The organism is Sessilibacter sp. MAH1, assembly GCF_054658315.1.
This window is the reverse complement of the sequence record NZ_BAAGIC010000012.1, coordinates 120752-138087: the sequence shown is the minus strand read 5'-3', so window position 1 is coordinate 138087 and position 17336 is coordinate 120752. Positions and strand designations below refer to the sequence as shown.

General features: G+C 41.1%; 13 protein-coding genes. 12 read left to right on the top strand and 1 reads right to left on the bottom strand.

Translation table 11 applies throughout. From position 1 onward, the window contains the following. Nucleotides 1-13 precede the first annotated feature (13 nt). The 8 genes from ACYQ28_RS13095 (at nucleotide 14) to ACYQ28_RS13060 (ending at nucleotide 8785) form a co-directional block, all read left to right on the top strand. On the top strand, nucleotides 14-1387 hold the full coding sequence (locus ACYQ28_RS13095; RefSeq protein ID WP_460050458.1) for a DcaP family trimeric outer membrane transporter: 1374 nt from the start codon (nucleotides 14-16) through the stop codon (nucleotides 1385-1387). Between the two features lie 80 nt (nucleotides 1388-1467). Next, nucleotides 1468-1734: a DUF4212 domain-containing protein gene (locus tag ACYQ28_RS13090; protein ID WP_460050456.1), complete on the top strand. Its 267-nt coding sequence runs from the start codon at nucleotides 1468-1470 to the stop codon at nucleotides 1732-1734. Nucleotides 1735-1749: 15 nt separating this feature from the next. Next, nucleotides 1750-3480: a sodium:solute symporter family protein gene (locus ACYQ28_RS13085; protein ID WP_460050454.1), complete on the top strand. Its 1731-nt coding sequence runs from the start codon at nucleotides 1750-1752 to the stop codon at nucleotides 3478-3480. A 328-nt stretch (nucleotides 3481-3808) separates the two neighbouring features. Further along, the gene (locus ACYQ28_RS13080; RefSeq protein ID WP_460050452.1) at nucleotides 3809-4315 is read left to right on the top strand and encodes a hypothetical protein; all 507 of its coding nucleotides are present in this window, start codon (nucleotides 3809-3811) and stop codon (nucleotides 4313-4315) included. After that, nucleotides 4312-6177 (top strand): DUF294 nucleotidyltransferase-like domain-containing protein, encoded by a 1866-nt coding sequence (locus ACYQ28_RS13075; protein WP_460050450.1) that lies wholly within the window; start codon nucleotides 4312-4314, stop codon nucleotides 6175-6177. The genes ACYQ28_RS13080 and ACYQ28_RS13075 overlap by 4 nt, the downstream gene beginning before the upstream one ends. 2 nt (nucleotides 6178-6179) lie before the next feature. After that, the gene (locus tag ACYQ28_RS13070; protein WP_460050448.1) at nucleotides 6180-6839 is read left to right on the top strand and encodes a 3'-5' exonuclease; all 660 of its coding nucleotides are present in this window, start codon (nucleotides 6180-6182) and stop codon (nucleotides 6837-6839) included. A 747-nt stretch (nucleotides 6840-7586) separates the two neighbouring features. Next, nucleotides 7587-7949, top strand: coding sequence for a putative quinol monooxygenase (locus tag ACYQ28_RS13065; RefSeq protein WP_460050446.1), 363 nt, complete (start codon nucleotides 7587-7589; stop codon nucleotides 7947-7949). 380 nt (nucleotides 7950-8329) lie between these two features. After that, entirely contained in the window at nucleotides 8330-8785 is a 456-nt protein-coding gene (locus ACYQ28_RS13060; protein ID WP_460050444.1) for a methyltransferase family protein, read from the top strand. Between the two features lie 156 nt (nucleotides 8786-8941). Here the strand turns inward: ACYQ28_RS13060 and ACYQ28_RS13055 are convergent, their stop codons facing one another. Further along, a complete protein-coding gene (locus tag ACYQ28_RS13055) occupies nucleotides 8942-9727 on the bottom strand; it encodes a TSUP family transporter (RefSeq protein ID WP_460050442.1) in 786 nt (261 codons plus the stop codon). Between the two features lie 826 nt (nucleotides 9728-10553). Here ACYQ28_RS13055 and speD point away from each other — a divergent pair. The 4 genes from speD (at nucleotide 10554) to ACYQ28_RS13035 (ending at nucleotide 16795) form a co-directional block, all read left to right on the top strand. Next, nucleotides 10554-11033 (top strand): adenosylmethionine decarboxylase, encoded by a 480-nt coding sequence (gene speD / locus ACYQ28_RS13050; protein ID WP_460050440.1) that lies wholly within the window; start codon nucleotides 10554-10556, stop codon nucleotides 11031-11033. Beyond that, nucleotides 11033-11890 (top strand): polyamine aminopropyltransferase, encoded by an 858-nt coding sequence (gene speE, locus ACYQ28_RS13045; protein WP_460050438.1) that lies wholly within the window; start codon nucleotides 11033-11035, stop codon nucleotides 11888-11890. Before speD ends, speE begins: the two co-directional genes overlap by 1 nt. 725 nt (nucleotides 11891-12615) lie before the next feature. Beyond that, on the top strand, nucleotides 12616-13776 hold the full coding sequence (locus tag ACYQ28_RS13040) for a type III PLP-dependent enzyme (protein WP_460050436.1): 1161 nt from the start codon (nucleotides 12616-12618) through the stop codon (nucleotides 13774-13776). 775 nt (nucleotides 13777-14551) lie between these two features. Then, nucleotides 14552-16795: an EAL domain-containing protein gene (locus ACYQ28_RS13035; RefSeq protein WP_460050434.1), complete on the top strand. Its 2244-nt coding sequence runs from the start codon at nucleotides 14552-14554 to the stop codon at nucleotides 16793-16795. Nucleotides 16796-17336: the final 541 nt, after the last annotated feature.

Here is a 17336-nt window from a genome sequence, read left to right as displayed (position 1 = left end):
AAGGAGACCTAGCATGTCCGAACGTGCTTTTAATGCAGTTGTGCAAACACCTTACGTTGCAAACTCTAAGAGTTTGTCTTCTCAATCCTTCTCAAACGTTTTCAAAAAAAGCAAATTAAGCCTAGCCGTTGGTGTATGTGCTTGTTTGTTCGGTGCAGATACTTTTGCACAATCCTCTCAAGTAAACCAAAAGCTCGATGCTTTAGAGCAAGAAATTGCTGAGCTCAAAAAACAAATTCAAGAAAAAGAAGAAGACCAAGAGAAAAAAGGCGTCATCATTAAAAAAGGCACTCGCTTTCAATATGGCGGCTTTATTAAAGCAGATTTTATTGCTAACGATTATTCAGACGGCGATCGTGCAACAGCAAGTGTTGGTGATGATTTATTAGTTCCATCAACCATTCCTGTTGGCAACGACAATGCTCCAGACGATATTACGTTTGATTCACACGTAAAACACAGCCGTTTTTGGTTCAAAACCACCACCGATGTTGGTAATGGCCAAACAGTAAGCTCCTATGTAGAAACCGATTTTAACTCAGGCGTTGATGAGCGTATTACCAACCAAGCATCAAACGGCCTACGTCATGCATTTTTAACCTATAACTACAACAAGACCGATTCAATTGTAGTTGGTCAAACTTGGAGTACTTTCTTTAACGTAGCAGCACTACCAGAAGCTATCGACTTCGTCGGTCCAAGTGCGGGTACTCTATTTACTCGTCAACCACAAATTCGTTGGACTAAAGGTTTGGGTAACGGCACATCATTTATGTTAGCCCTAGAAAACCCATCATCAGGTCTTTACGACGGCGGCGCCGGTTTTGACAGTAACCAATTCGATAGCAACACCTTGCCAGACATAGTTGCGCGCTATAACGGTAAAGCCGGTAATCTTGATTATTCTCTTGCGGTTGTTGGTCGCGAAATTGCGTACAGCCAAGGTAGCCAAGAAGAAGACGAATACGGTGCAGCAATTAACTTTACCGGCGTTTATAAATTCGATGGCGGCGACAACATTCATTTCTCTCTAAGCCAAGGTACTCTTGGTCGATACATTGCGCTCGCGGGTTTCCGTGACGGTGCAATTGAAGCCGATGGCGATATCGACTTAATTGACGTAACCGGTGGCTTTATTTCTTATCAACATTTCTGGGATAAAAAATGGCGCAGTACTTTTACCTATGCGTACAGTACAGCGGATAACCCAGATTCAGTCGGCGGAAATGTTAATAAAACGCTTTCTAACGCAAACGTTTCTTTAATGTATTCACCTGTACCAAAGTTAACCTTCGGTGTTGCTTACGAGTACGCAGAGCGCGAACTTGAAAGTGGCGTTGACGGTGATCTAAACCGCTTACAGTTCACCAGTAAGTGGGTCTTCTAAAAAACTATAAAAATAAATACCCAATCTCTTCTTATAGGTATTTGCAGTATTTCTAACAACAATTATTAGAGGAAGTATGTATGGCCTTTCAGTCTGAAGCGGACGCAAAGTCCTACTGGAAAGAAAACATCTCTCTGGTCATCAAATTAATGGTGGTTTGGTTTGTAGTTTCTTTTGGGTGTGGGATTTTGTTTGTTGATGCACTTAATAACATTTCAATCGGGGGGTACAAGCTCGGATTCTGGTTCGCTCAGCAAGGGGCCATCTACGTGTTTGTTGTACTCACATTTGTTTACTCCGCATTAATGGGCAAACTTGATCGTAAATACGGCGTAGACGACGTATAAGTGAGGTAACAAAAGATGGATTTAAAAACATTAACATACATTGTCGTAGGCGCGTCTTTTGCGCTGTATTTTGGTATTGCGATCTGGGCTCGCGCTGGATCTACTAAAGAGTTCTATGTTGCCGGTGGGGGCGTGCATCCTGTTGCTAATGGTATGGCAACGGCGGCAGACTGGATGTCAGCTGCATCCTTTATTTCTATGGCGGGTTTAATCTCGTTTTTAGGTTACGGCGGCTCGGTTTTCCTAATGGGTTGGACCGGTGGCTTCGTAATTCTAGCAATGCTACTTGCGCCTTACCTTCGTAAATACGGTAAATTCACGGTTCCGGAATTTATCGGTGATCGTTTCTATTCACGCGGTGCGCGAATTGTAGCGGTAATTTGCTTAATTATCTGTTCGGTAACTTACGTTATTGGTCAGATGAAAGGTGTTGGTGTGGCTTTCTCTCGTTTCTTAGAAGTAAGTTACGAAGTAGGTCTACTCATCGGTATGGTCATCGTATTCTTCTACGCCGTATTGGGTGGTATGAAGGGTATTACCTACACCCAGATCGCTCAGTACTGTATTTTGATCTTGGCGTACACCATTCCTGCAATGTTTATCTCTCTAAACTTAACCGGAAATATTCTTCCTCAATTAGGTTTGGGTAGTACGCTTGTGGGTACCGATGTATTCCTTCTAGATCGTCTTGACCAAGTTGTTACCGAATTAGGTTTCTCTGAGTACACCACCACATCGCGTGGTAGCACTCTAAACATGTTCGTGTACACCTTGTCATTGATGATTGGTACTGCGGGTCTACCTCACGTAATTATTCGCTTCTTCACTGTACCTAAAGTAAAAGATGCGCGTTCTTCAGCAGGTTGGGCGCTAGTATTTATCTCTATCCTTTACACCACTGCTCCTGCGGTTGCTGGTATGGCTCGTTTGAACCTAATCAACACCATTCAGCCAGAGCAAGGTGAAAACTTGGTGTACGAAGACCGTCCTCAGTGGTTCAAGAACTGGGAAAAAACCGGTCTACTTGGCTTCGAAGACAAGAACAACGATGGCGCCATTCAATACAGTGCTGATCCAGCTGTAAACGAAATGGTTAAAATTGACCAAGACATCATGGTATTGGCGAACCCAGAGATCGCTGAACTACCAAACTGGGTAATTGCGTTAGTTGCTGCCGGTGGTCTTGCCGCTGCACTTTCTACCGCTGCGGGTCTGTTGTTGGCGATCTCTTCTGCGATTTCCCATGACTTGTTGAAAGGGGTTATTGCTCCAGATATCAGCGAAAAACAAGAACTTATGGCGAGTCGTATCGCTATGGCTGTTGCAATCGCCGGTGCTGGTTACCTCGGGTACAATCCGCCTGACTTCGCTGCGGGAACGGTTGCTCTGGCCTTCGGTCTGGCTGCATCCTCAATCTTCCCGGCGCTTATGATGGGTATCTTCAGCAAGACCATCAGTAAAGAAGGTGCAATTGCGGGTATGATTGCTGGTATCACCGTAACTCTACTCTACGTGTTCCAACACTTGGGTATTATGTTTGTCGCAGGTACCGAGTTCTTGGGTAGCATGCCGAAAAACTGGTTCTTAGGCATTGAGCCTAATGCGTTCGGTGCGGTTGGTGCCCTTGTGAACTTCATCGTTGCGATTCTTGTTTCTCGTGTAACTGCTGCACCACCAGCAGAAGTGCAAGAAATGGTTGAGCAAATCCGTGTTCCAACAGGTGTAAGTGACGCTCACGCTCACTAATTCTGCCTCCTTGGATTACACCCATCGGCGGGGTAACTCGCCGATGGTTCTCTCAAAAAACATGCAACGATTAATGCTAGGCTTACCTACAAATTGTTGATAAAAAATAGATTGTTGATAAAAGTTAATTTAAATATTTGACTCAAGACCACAAAGCCTGAATAGTCGAGACAGATAATTAAGTGGGTTTTTATCAGTAATTTTTCACTGAAAAAATCAGTTCGTTAAACTTAAGAGAACGCTAATTAATTTATGGCAAAGTTAGTTAGAAGTTTTTGAGTCTAATGAACATCTCATTCTAATAATAAATATAAAGAGCTAAGTTGTTATGTTCACTAATAAACACGTTGTCACCGCTCTAATCGTTGCGCCTATTCTTGCAGTTTTGAGTTACTTTGCTGTTGGTTTTTGGGTTGCCGAACCTCCTCAAAAAGCCGAATCGGGCCAGAGTTATAAACTTGCCGAAAAACCCAATTGTCGTTATACCAGTGGTATGTGCGAACTAAAAAATGGCGACTTTTCGGTAAAAATCCTTCCACATGAGCTCCCCAATGGCGGCCTAAAACTTATTCTTACGTCCAGTCAGGCTCTAGAGGGCGCCAAGATCGCGTTGGTTGATAATGCCGCCGAAAGCATTGGTATTCCGTCTGATTGGTTAGCGGTTGATAGCGAAGGAATGGAGTGGGAAGTTGAAATCAATCCAGAGTCTCATGAACAGCAACTGCAATTGGTTTTCGCCGCTGAAAATGAATCGCTATTTTTTGGTGAAACCAAGCTAACGTTCATTGATTACCAAACTACGTTTAATCGAGACTTTCGACGCCTAGAAGAATGAATACTCCCCACAAAGAAGAGCTTCAAATCGTCTTAGACTTTTTGAAAACGTGCTTGCCTTTTGATGAACTCGATGAGTCGGAGTTGGTGACCGTTGCCGGTCAATTAGAAATTCAATATCACCGCAAGGGCGCTGTTTTTAAGCAAAATAATTGCGATCCTGGTTTACGAATTTTAAGAACCGGTGCCGCGGAATTAAAAGATGCCGACGGTGAGTTAATTGAGCGCTTAGAAGAGGGCGAGAGCTTTAATCTTCAAGGTTTGTTGAGCGAGCGCGCCGGAATTAGTGCGGTACTAATCGAAGATACTTTATTGTATTTTTTCCCAGAAGAGCAGTACCAAGCCCTTCGTTCTAATCAACGTCATATCGATCGATATTTTCATTCCCAGCGGGGCCGTCGTATTCGCCGCGCAGCAATGTCGTTGAACACCTCCGCCGATCTTGGACGTAAGATTGGCAGTTTGATGTCCACGTCGGTTCTTTCTGTGGCACCGTACGATTCTATTCAGCATACCGCCGCGGTTATGAGCGAGCGCAGGGTTTCGTGTGCTTTGGTTATGGATGGCGAAAAATTGGTTGGCATTATTACCGATCGTGATTTGCGATCCAGAGTGACGGCGGCCGGTTTTGACGTTTCTAAAGCCATAGCCGACGTGATGACGCAAAATCCTGCGGGTTTAACCGTTAATGACGATGTATTTGACGCGACCCTGTTTATGACCTACAGAGGTTTCCATCATATTCCGGTCTTTTCGGATTCCGATCAAACCCAATTAGTCGGTATTGTAACGGGCTCCGATCTAATGTTGGCTCGTCAAAACGAACCGGTGTATTTGGTTAATCATATTCGCCGTCAAAACAGTATTGAAGGTCTAAAAGTTATTTGCTCTCAGTTGCCTCAACTGACCCAGCAGTGGGTTCAAGCAGAAGCGCAACCTGCCCAAGTCAGTCGAATTCTTACCGCGGTGAGCGACGCTGTAGCCATTCGCTTGATTGATATGGCCATCGAAGAATTAGGTCCTGCACCCGTGCCATTTTGCTGGTTAGGTTTTGGTTCACAAGGTAGGGCGGAACAACTCCTTGGCGCGGACCAAGATAACGGCTTATTAATTAGCGACGATCTACAGGAAGAACACAAGCCTTGGTTTGAGGCTTTAGCGCATCGAGTGTGTGATGGCTTAGATGCCTGTGGTTATGAGTACTGTCACGGCAAGGTGATGGCGACCACAGATGAGTGGCGACAATCTCTTTCTGGATGGTGTCGTACAGTGGATAGATGGACTAATGCGCCCAGTACCGACGCCGTTATGCGAGTCAGTATTTTCTTTGATCTGCGCGCAGTCTACGGTGATCATACTTTAGCAAATCAACTGCAAGCTCATATGCTTAAAAAGGCGCGGGGTAACAGCATCTTCTTGGCCGCCTTGGCCGCCAATGTTTTGGATACGCCGCCGCCACTTGGTATTTTCCGACGATTTGTGGTTGAACGTAACGGCGACCATCGCGACGAATTAAATCTTAAAAAGCAGGCGATTTCTTCGATTGTTGATATCGCTCGAATACACGCGCTTAGCAATGGCATTAAAGCCGTTAATACCCACGCTAGGCTTGACGAGCTGGTAAAAGTAAAGGCGCTCACTATTGGTGATAGTCGAAATTTGCAAGACGCATGGAGCGTGATTATGCAAATTCGATTAAATCAACAAGCAAAACAAATCGAAGCGTCAGAGCCTGTCAGCAATTATGTTAATCCTGCCAAGCTCAGCAAATTAAATAGACAACAACTGCGTGATGCGTTTTCTGTTGTTGCGGATGCGCAATCGGGTGTTGCACAAAAATACAGACCTGGAATGGGGCGTTAATGATGAATGATTGGTATCAAAAGTCGGCTCGCATGTACTATTCGAAAGTTGCTGATCCCGAGAAAAATGCAGACGCACAATATTTGTTGGATTGCTGGAAAAGCTTACCCAGCTCTAAAGCCGGATACACCCGTTGTCCGGCATTAGTGGTTGATTTCGAAACTTCATCTTTGGATTGTGAAAAAGGCGAGATTATCAGTGCAGGCTGGGTAACGGCAGAAAATGGCGCCGTAAAATTAGCAACGGCAGAACACTGGTTGATTGCATCCGAAATGAGTGTAGGAGACAGCGCTACAGTTCATAAAATCCGAGACTGTGAGCTAGAAAATGGCATATCTGATCGCGAGATGCTAAAACAACTGTTGATTGCGGCAAAAGGAAAAGTGTTAGTATTCCATAACGCGCAAATGGATTTAGCCTTTTTAAATAAACTCTGCTTAAAATATTGTGGTATTCCGTTATTACTTCCGTACCGAGATACCTTCAGAACCGAGCGAGAAAATATGCTTAAAATGTCTGAGGTGTTGCCGCAAAATTCATTAACACTGGCCGCATGCCGCAAGCGTCATAAGTTACCCAATTATCCTGGGCATAATGCACTGGTCGATGCCATTGCCACCGCAGAGTTGTTTTTAGTGCAACACTATCGAACCGCCGCATAATATGAATTATTAAAAGTGCGTATTACGGAATACCTATTTTAAATTACCGTTAACGGTGTATTTTATGTGCCGTTAACGTTAATGCGCGCTATATCTGCTCGTATTTTCGCAACAATTATTCGCCAGTATTTAACTGCGCGAGTGTTGAACAATATATGGGAACCTCTGATTAACTCATCCTTGATTTAATCAGAGGGCAGAAATTGAAAATGTGATTTCCAATTTCTTCACAATTTCAATCACTTACAGTTCTTGAAATTGGCGACACATCCTTGTGCTTGTGTCGCGAGAAACTCTAGGTTAATCAGAGTTTCCTATGTCTATAAACTGAATCATTTTAGGTTTTATAAATTTGGGGTTTTATTAAAGGACATAAAGTGAAAATACGTTTGCCAATTTTTCATCTTCAATGATGTAAGAGATGAAGTAACTACAAACTCCTCTAAACTGTTTTATTTCGTGAAACTTAAAGTTTTAGCGATAAGATCCTAGTAGTGATTATGTGTTTTCACATAACCTTTTATTTTCTATTTACCCCTATTCGTGGATTTTTACCGTCAATTTGTGGATGTAAGCGACATATTTAGCCCTTTTTTGAAAAATTGCTACTAAAGACTAGCTCGTTAATCCAACAAAAGGCCTACGAAAACATTAAGGCGCAAAACGTCTTAATGTTTTATAGTCGTTGTTTTCGATAACAGATGTTCAATAACACATTCACAGCCAAAGCAATAATAAAGGTGATATATGTCTACTCAAGATACGTGCTGCACAATCGTTCCATACTTCCAAGTCGCAGAAGGTCAACTCGATGCATTCAAAGAAGGCGCTAAGAAAATGGTCGAGAAGACCAAAGAAGAGCCTAAGTGTCTGCATTACGCCTATACTTTCGATGGTTCACTGGCCCACGCCCGTGAAGGTTACACCGATGCAGAAGGTGTGTTGGCGCATTTAGAAAATGTTGGCCCACTTTTGGAAGAGGCACTAAAGATCAGTGAACTTACACGCCTAGAAATTCACGGCCCTGCCAGCGAATTAGAAAAGCTTCAAGAGCCACTAAAGGGCTTGAATCCTCAGTACTTCACACTCGAATTTGGTTTCCGTAATTAATTTATAAATTCGATTTCTGTCCTCTGATTAATCATGCCTGAATTAATCAGGGGCACCTAAATTAATTAGAGGTACCTAAATTAATAAATTTGGTCCGTCATGTATCTATCTTTAAGTAAGCGCCAATAGGTTGTTGGTGAGCGTTAACTTAATTTGAGCAATTCTCTACCTACCTTACCTAAAACTTTCACTAGCCATCTCATCGGCACAATAAAAATTTGTAGCCGGACGATTATCAGCTCTAAATACCGGCTTATTAAGTTGATTCGGTTTTAATGATTATTATTGATTCTTTTTAACGTTTTTTGATTAAGTCTCGCAAGTTTTTAAGCCAAAACGAATATACTGTGAGTCTTTCTTGTATTGTGAGCTAATGTGGTATGAATTGGTTAGAGCTAAAAATCCCACCACCAATTATTGGAATGATTACCGCTTTTATAATGTGGTTGCTGAGTCTCTATGTGTGGCGACTGGAATCAACATTGCTAGGTAATATAGGAATTGCGGTTATTGTCTTGGGTGTTTCTCTCGATGTAATTGCTATTACCGGTTTTGGTGTTAAAAAAACAACGATCAACCCTTTAAATCCTAATAATACCCATGTAATTGTCGATACAGGAATTTATAAGTTATCAAGAAATCCCATGTATTTAGGTATGGCGGTATCGTTATTGGGTTGGTGTTTTTTCCTCAAGTCACCTATGTCTATTTTTGCGTTGCCAATATTTATTTTGTATTTAAATCGTTTTCAAATTATTCCTGAAGAAAAAATTTTAGCGGAAAAGTTTGGAGCAAATTATACAGCGTACAAAAATTCCGTCAGACGATGGCTGTAACAATATCTCAATAAATTCAAGAAGCCTCGGATAAACTCGAACCTAATTGAACAGTAATATCTTGCTCGCTTGACGATCGGTTTGGTTCGGCCAATTGAGTGCTGGAAATATTTATCAGAACTAACATTGCTGACGCGTCAATGAGTGATATAACCGTTAACGAGACAGCAATGTTTGCGCTAGGCCGGCGACACTAACAATTAGCAAGGCGCAGCCCAAAACTCTGAAAAATATAGGTGTCTCCGCGGTTACTAAATATTTATGCACACGTAAACCAATAAAGTGCCCAATTGCCGCACAAGGAAGTAACCAAAGGTGGTGTATTAACTGTAAATCAATTCCTGCATAAATAAAGGCAGCCATTTTAATAGCAACAAGAATAAACCAAAGCACAAATAAGGTATCGCGTAATTGATGCTTGGCAACGTGATTAGCAAAAACCGCGATAATTAAGGGCGCGCCAATCAGAGAAGTGCCACTGACATAACCGCCCAAGATTAAAAATAATGTATCTAAAACAGGGTTTGTACTTTTAAACGGTTTATTTAATATGTAAGTGATAGAATAAATGGCAACAATTACAAAAATAATGCTGCTCATTAGTGTATTTGAAAATACAATAAGACCAAATACACCAGCAATTTTCGGAACAATCATAATTGCCATTGCTTTGGATAGGTACCGCCAATCCACGGTCGCTAAAAATCCGGTGTGCACATCATTCTTAGCGCTATTACGGCTGTTTTGCCAAACCGTAAGCGAGGCAAACACCAATAAATGTACCGAAATAATGGGTAAAAAAACTAAGGGATCGTCAAGAATCATCAGTAAGAAGGGCAGTGATAAAACGGCTCCACCAAATCCCAATCCCGAGCGAACAAAGCCACTCCAAATAAAAATCAAACCAATTAAAACGAGTTGAATCACCGATAAATCGGACATACAGCAGCCTTAAGCTCTCAAATCCATTAGATTTGACGATTTTACCCGAATCTTATCGACTCTGCCTGCCAACCTATTGTTGAACCTAATACCCCGTTAACGAGCGACCGTTTTGGTCAGCTTATCGATTAAGTTCTCTTTATGTGGTGCGTAAGTTGAATGTACAAATCAAACCTACAAAACAATAAAGCATGAGGGGTTATTATTTACCGCTGCGTTTAATTTGAGGCGTAAAACCTCAGAGAAATGCGCGATGTTAAAGTTTGATTACCGTTGAGAGATTTAGTACGGCTTGCGGGAATCTCTGAGCTACTCTTTATTATAGGTTTATTATTTTATTACAGGTTTATTATTGTTGATGATTAATTCATTCAACATCAGCTAATAACAGGATTTGATGCGCTGCTCGGCAGTATAATTGGCTGAACCAAATTGAAAATACAATTTTCTGTGTTGCTATAATCTCGGTAATTTGTCGTTATCACACGAGTAACTTGAGCTTAGAGCACCGAAGGTTTTCGGGATCTTGCTTTTTTTGGCTATACCAAGGCGTTAACCATTTTTTGGTAATTAAAACGCTGTTTTTTATGTTGTAAAAAAATATTCATATAAAAATATTTTCGCGTGGATATTAGGCGCAGTTTTAAAAATTGGTGCTAAGTACTTGCACTACAAAAAAAAATAGTTAAAATCGCGGCTCCTTTAACTAATGAAACTATTTTATGCGAGTCCATTAAAGCACCATCGACAGCTAGAGTTGTACGCAACCTGCATGCGGTGGTGACTGAACAGACAGACAACCACAGCGATTCGGAGGAATGCGTTAATGCTGAGTGCCGCTGATGCCCTCATACCAACTGCTTTATGCAGCTCTGACCTAGGCTCAATGCCCAAAACCTCTCAAAACGAGAGTGTTATCACTCTTCCTGAGGAAGACAAAGACCACTTTATCACGCGAAATGGCGTTACCTTTGCTGGTTCTCACTTAATTATCGATCTTTGGGGCGCTAAGCACCTAGACGATATGGAGAGAATGGAAACAGCAATGCGTCGCTGCGTAGAAGTTTGTGGCGCTACTCTTTTGCACATCCATCTTCATCACTTTGCTCCTGACGGTATTTCTGGCGTGGCTGTTCTTGCAGAATCGCACATCAGTGTTCATACCTGGCCTGAGCGTGAATATGCCGCGTTTGACGTGTTTATGTGCGGTGATGCAATGCCAGAACTTGCGATTGTTGAACTGAAGCGTGCGTTTTTTCCAGAGCGTATTGAAGTAAGTGAAAACCTTCGCGGGGTAATTCGTTAATGAATCGCTATAACGAGACGCTTTACAACGCTTGGGGACAATCCTTTGCGGTTGATAAGGTTCTCTTCGAAGAACACACCGAACATCAGCATTTAATTATTTTTAAAAATGCGCTTTACGGCCGTGTTATGGCGTTGGACGGTGTGATTCAAACTACCGAAGCCGATGAGTTTGTTTACCACGAATCGTTAACCCATGTACCTATTTTGGCCCATGGCAATGCAAAAAAAGTGTTGATTATTGGCGGTGGTGACGGCGGTATTTTGCGTGAAGTGTGTCGTCACACTTCGGTTGAATCAATCACCATGGTTGAAATTGACAACGCCGTTGTCGAAATGAGCAAAGAATATTTGCCCAACCACAGCCAAGGTGCCTTTGACGATCCACGCTTGAATTTAGTCATCAACGACGGTGCGCGTTTTGTTGCAGAAACTAGCGATAAATTCGATGTAATTATTTCCGACAGTACCGATCCAATTGGTCCGGGTGAAGTATTATTTACACAGGATTTCTACGGCAGTTGTAAAAACTGCTTAAATCCCGGTGGTGTGTTGGTTACTCAAAATGGTGTGCCTTTTATGCAAGCCGACGAACTGGTTAATACCTATCGTCGTCAGAGTTCGCATTTTAAAGATCACACGTTCTACATGGCAGCGATTCCAACCTATGTTGGCGGCGCCATGGCATTTAGCTGGGCAACCGATAACGAAGCACTTCGTCAAGTATCTTTAGACGAGCTCCGCGATCGTTTCCAAACCGCACATTTCGAAAGTAAATACTACACGCCTGAACTTCATTTAGGCGCGTTTGCGCTGCCTGCCTATTTAGTAAAACAACTTAAGGACGCTTTAGGTTAATCCCAGTTTCCTTAATGCATCATTGAGCTATTGTGGCTAATCGCTAATTTTCTAGTCTAATAAACCTCTGATTAAGTCGTTACTGATTTAATTAGAGGTTTGTATAGAACATATCATTTTAAAAGTTATCGTCATTTTCACAATGTATTAACGTTGACTACACTTGCGTTAGTTACAAAAGATTTTTATGAATCTTAGATAGTTTTCTTAGATGGTTTATTGGCCTCTCTGATTAATTCTTGTGTGATTGAATCTGAGGGCAGAAATTGACGACACATTTTTTGCGTTGCTAAAAATTCTGAGATAATCAGTGCATTCTTATGTGTAATTTAATCAAAGAGTATAAAATAAAAGAGCAATTTTATACGTCTACACATTTTCAATAATATTCATCATTGATGCGCACTGCTGGTATTTATCTTGCCGAATATTCTGATGTTTATCGTGTTTTCTCAGATGGGTCTGAATTTTTTATTATTTATTTTTGAGTATAGGAAACTATGATTAACCTAGAGTTTCCAGCGACACAAGGATGTGTCGCCAATTTCAAGAACGGTAAGTGATTGAAATTGTGAAGAAATTGGAAATCGCATTTTCAATTTCTGTCCTCTGATTAAATCAGGGATAAGTTAATCAGAGGTTCCTATATATAAGTATTTTATTGTCCAAATTGTACTTATTGTCTTTAACAGTACTTTTAATCTTTAACAGAACGAGGTGAGGTTTTGGCCAGCGTTTCTCTTGAAGCACCTTCGATTACAATTTTAAACAAATCTGCACAAGAGCCCTATCAAGAGCTGATAAAAAAGTACGGTTCGCCGTTGCTTGTGATAGATCCAGATGTGCTCACACGAAGTTTCAATCGGTTGAGTTCAGCCCTGCCTGGCGTCCATTTATATTTTGCGATGAAGGCAAATCCAGATCCATTAGTCATTCAGACACTAGCCAGCTGTGGTGCTTATTTCGATATCGCCACCTCCGGTGAAATTCAACTTTTGCGAAACGCCAAAGTAGATCCAGAGCGCTGTATTCACACGCATCCTATCAAGCGTGATCAAGACATTAAAGATGCCTTGCGCTATGGCTGTACCAGTTTTGTGGTCGATAATCTTGATGAAATAAAAAAATTCACGGCTTATCGAACTCGTGTCGGTTTATTATTGCGCGTTAGTTTTCCGAATCCCGCTTCACCGGTGGATTTATCAAAAAAATTTGGCTGTACACCAAACCAAGTTTTTGAATTGGCAGAGCAGGCCGCACAATTGGGGTTACATGTAAATGGTTTATCATTCCACGCCGGATCACAATGTGTAAGTCCTCACAATCATATTTTGGCGATTAATCGATGTGCTGATTTATTGCTGGAATATAACAACACTCATGAACACAATATGTCTATTTTGGATATTGGCGGCGGTTTCCCGGCTCAATACGACGAGACAACACCCGATATCGAAACTTTCTGTGGGCCTATCAAAAATGCCCTAGATAAATTACCGGAACAAATTCGTATCATTGCCGAACCCGGTCGTTTTTTAGTGGCAGAAGCAGTCACTTCAATTGCCTCTATAATTGGCGCTGCTCGTCGCGCAAACGGAATGTGGTATTACCTTGATGACGGAGTTTACGGCTCTTACAGTGGGTGTATTTACGATCATGCGAACTATCCTCTGACGATTTTTTCAGATTTAGAAGAAACAAGCGCGGCAACTTTTGCCGGACCTACCTGCGATAGTATCGATGTCTTCGCCGAAAATATTGCAACTCCGGAGCTTTCCATTGGTGATATAGTCGTTGGTAAAGTGATGGGTGCTTATACCAATGCCTCGGCGACGGATTTTAATTTATTTCCAAGAGCAAAAGTGATTTCCGCGAAAATAGGCTAATTAACTAACCTAGCACTTTTGTTGTATGAATCTCTGGTTACCCTAAAAACCTCTGGCTACTCTAGGAACCTCTGATTACTCTAAAAACCTCCGATTACATGTTCTAGGATTTAATCGGAGGTTCTATCGGTTTATTGCTAAGACCGTCAGTTTTAATGCTAAGTTGATATTTTAAGACCTCAAAATATACATAAATTCTTGTATAAATTATCTTAATTTAAAACCGTATTTCTCCTTCTTGTCGGTAATTACATTTTCGATTTCTTCACAATTTCAATCACTTACAGTTCTTGAAATTGGCGACACATCCTTGTGTCGCGAGAAACTCTAAGTTAATCAGAGTTTCCTATAATTGGTATTTGATAATATGCCCGTTAATGTAATGTTCTTATATGTTCAAATACTGCTTTATTTTGCTATCGAAAATCCCTCTCGTTAATACATCTAAGTCTAACCTAGATGTATTGCTTCAAGCGTACTGCTTATTTCGTACTACACTAAAAATTGCTAGCGAAAGTCGATACGCTCTCTTGTCATGAAAAATATGTCGAGGACATTTGAGACGCTAGTGTTTGACTCCTCCGTGTTTATGCACTGAGACTGAGTTGAACATACAATTTCCAACATCGGCATAGTTTTAACAACGGATAATTATTGAAATCAAGTTGCTGAAACTAAAAGGTCAGGTGATGTCGTTGGAAGCTTGAATGATTCCGGCTTTGTTAGGGTAAATGACCACGAATAGCTTATAGCGAAACGAGGAAAGGTAACGTCTTTGAACAATGCAATCGCAACAGACCTTGGTCGTCATCTAAAAACCTTGGCCAGCCCGGTCAATATGATTATGGCCGAACCTGAAGCGCCACTGGATTCTTACTTGGCAGATTATTGTAAGCAATCCCTGAAAAAAGTTGCCGCTAATCTTTATGAGTCTGGGCTTGTATTAAAAGAGCTGAATATACATTCGTTGTCGAGTCTATCTGAGTGTTGTTTCACTAATAATGCTATGTCGATTGCGGTTATTTTTACCGATCTGTTTGACGATGTTGATGTGGTTCGGTTTATAGAAAAAGTGGAGAGTTGTAAGAATCAATCGTTGGCGATTTTAATCATTAAGCCTCAAGCCAATGATTTGTTTGATCAATTTGTTCGAGAAAATAGTTTTATTGAACTGTTTGATAACGAGGCCCTTAACGATCGAATATTAGAAGTTATTATTAAAGGTATATTGGTACATATACATCTCAGTAATCGTCAGGTGGTGCAACTCAATAAACTCGAAGCCGCGACCAAGATGGTCTACGAACTCAGTAATATTCAAAGTTTGTCGGAGTTATTTCTAGCCGCGCTTAATTGCTTAGATCATATTTTTGATGGCAAAGGTATTGGTTTTATTGCACGGCAATCGCCTTGGCAGATTGATGACGAACCACAGTATTGGGTGATTGATCGTGCTTTTGATGAAAAACTAATTGGCAAAACTGTTGGCGAGCTTATTCCTAACATCGAATACTCGACGCTTAATTTGGGTGAACAAAATCTATCATTAAAGAAGCGCGGTCAATCGGTATTTTGTTGTTTTAATGAGTTTCCTCATAATCAACGTGGTCAAGTATTGATAGCCTACATCAATCTAGAAACCTATGAGTTAATTCATAAAGCTTTAATTGAAAATTTATTTAAAACCGCAAAAACTCGCTGTGAAAATTTATTGCACAAAGATTATTTGTATCACCTTGCCTACAATGATGTCTCTTTAAATATTCCCAATTACAATTGGATATTGAAAAATTTAGAAGAGCTATCTGTTAATGATAGAGCTAATTATTATTTGGTGGTCATTGATGTAGATTACTACGCGCTAATGTTGTCGAATCTGGGCGACGAATTTACCATGCAGTTGTATACCAATTTGTATCGGTATTTGCGCGATAGTTTTCCCAAGGGAACTGTGTTGGCTAAACTGAATAACAGCGGATTCGGTTTGGTAATTTCTAAACAAGAATTCTCTAATTATCTTGATAGGCACAAAGCTGAATACATTAAGCTGTTGGTTGATGAAGTTGAGCACGAACTCACTACCAGAATATCTCTTGTGGGTCTTGAAGAGCTTAATGAACATTCGCCGAATTTTGTTATGCGCATTGCCGAGGCGCAAATTGGCTTTGCTAGAGCCAATAAAACTCATCTCATGGTCTATTCTAAAAAGACTAAGGATCGCGTTAGAGGTAAGTATCAGTTGTTATCGGATTTACGCAAAGCTATTGTTGAAAATCATTTCTTTATTGAGCTTCAACCTAAGGTTGAGTTAGCAACCGGTGATGTCATTGGTTTTGAAGCGCTAGCACGTTGGCGGAATCTCGACGGGAAAATGATTTCTCCAACGGAATTTATACCTGTTGCAGAAGCGGCTTGTTTAATTGAAGGTTTGGGCGAATTACTGTTTGAGCACACCTTGGACGCCGCACGCAAAATCTTTGACTTAGGATTTCGCTATCCAATAGCGTTTAACTTAAGCGCCCAACAACTTCTCAGTGACGTTGCGTATAAGCGTCTGAACGATATGATCGATCGTTCAGGCATAGAGCGACAGTATTTAGAATTTGAAATTACCGAAGCCGAATCATTAAAAAACTTCACCAAGGTTCATCAGCGCCTCCAGGAACTTATGGAATCTGGTATTGATGTGAGCATGGATGACTTTGGTACGGGGTACTCGTCGCTATCGCACATTTATCGCTTGAGCGCACGCAGCTTAAAAATCGACAGAGTATTTGTATCGCAAATACACGATAAGCATTTGGGTAAACCAGTCGTGGATATTATTTTGCGCTTAGGCGCACGTTACGGATACAAGGTCTTCGCCGAGGGTATAGAGACTATAGAGCAACGCGATCAATTGTTATCGATGAACTGCTTATACGGGCAAGGTTTTTTATTCGCAGAGCCTATGCCGGTAGACAAGGTGATTTTATGGCTAAAACAACGATATTCAGAGTCCAAACCTGAAAAGATCTAACCGTAAACCTCTGATTCGCTCACGAATAGTTTAATCGGACTTTCTTAGGCTATTAAAAGGTAAGTATTCACTTATTAAAATTGGGTGGGCGGTTTGTCGCGCCAAACCTTTATAGGAACCTCTGATTAACTCATCCATGATTTAATCAGAGGGCAGAAATTGAAAATGCGATTTCCAATTTCTTCACAATTTCAATCACTTACGGTTCTTGAAATTGGCGACACATCCTTGTGTCGCTGGAAACTCTAGGTTAATCAGAGCTTCCTATAATTCATTCGAATCTATTGGTTTCTACCGCCGCGCTTTTTGATCGTTCATCACCGTCAGTTTTCCTCACTTTTCTCTTATGGCAGAAGTTAAAAATCACGCTGTTGAACAGCCAGCGTTATTTTATACGTTTGGATTTCATCGCCATTGCTTCTCACCGTTTTTACCTTCAAATTTTTCTCAATGAGTTAGTTATCTTTATTTTGCAATTTCGAAGAATATTAACTGCCTTGTTATAAAAAACTATCAGTCAATAATTTAATTCACGGCCAAC

What these genes read in the sequence shown, in the direction of transcription:
- ACYQ28_RS13070 (WP_460050448.1), top strand. Translation starts at nt 6,180, where the DNA reads ATGAATGATTGGTATCAAAAGTCGGCTCGCATGTACTATTCGAAAGTT.
- ACYQ28_RS13075 (WP_460050450.1), top strand. Translation starts at nt 4,312, where the DNA reads ATGAATACTCCCCACAAAGAAGAGCTTCAAATCGTCTTAGACTTTTTG.
- speD (WP_460050440.1), top strand. Translation starts at nt 10,554, where the DNA reads ATGCTGAGTGCCGCTGATGCCCTCATACCAACTGCTTTATGCAGCTCT.
- ACYQ28_RS13055 (WP_460050442.1), bottom strand. Translation starts at nt 9,727, where the DNA reads ATGTCCGATTTATCGGTGATTCAACTCGTTTTAATTGGTTTGATTTTT.
- ACYQ28_RS13080 (WP_460050452.1), top strand. Translation starts at nt 3,809, where the DNA reads ATGTTCACTAATAAACACGTTGTCACCGCTCTAATCGTTGCGCCTATT.
- ACYQ28_RS13085 (WP_460050454.1), top strand. Translation starts at nt 1,750, where the DNA reads ATGGATTTAAAAACATTAACATACATTGTCGTAGGCGCGTCTTTTGCG.
- ACYQ28_RS13095 (WP_460050458.1), top strand. Translation starts at nt 14, where the DNA reads ATGTCCGAACGTGCTTTTAATGCAGTTGTGCAAACACCTTACGTTGCA.
- ACYQ28_RS13065 (WP_460050446.1), top strand. Translation starts at nt 7,587, where the DNA reads ATGTCTACTCAAGATACGTGCTGCACAATCGTTCCATACTTCCAAGTC.
- speE (WP_460050438.1), top strand. Translation starts at nt 11,033, where the DNA reads ATGAATCGCTATAACGAGACGCTTTACAACGCTTGGGGACAATCCTTT.
- ACYQ28_RS13060 (WP_460050444.1), top strand. Translation starts at nt 8,330, where the DNA reads ATGAATTGGTTAGAGCTAAAAATCCCACCACCAATTATTGGAATGATT.
- ACYQ28_RS13090 (WP_460050456.1), top strand. Translation starts at nt 1,468, where the DNA reads ATGGCCTTTCAGTCTGAAGCGGACGCAAAGTCCTACTGGAAAGAAAAC.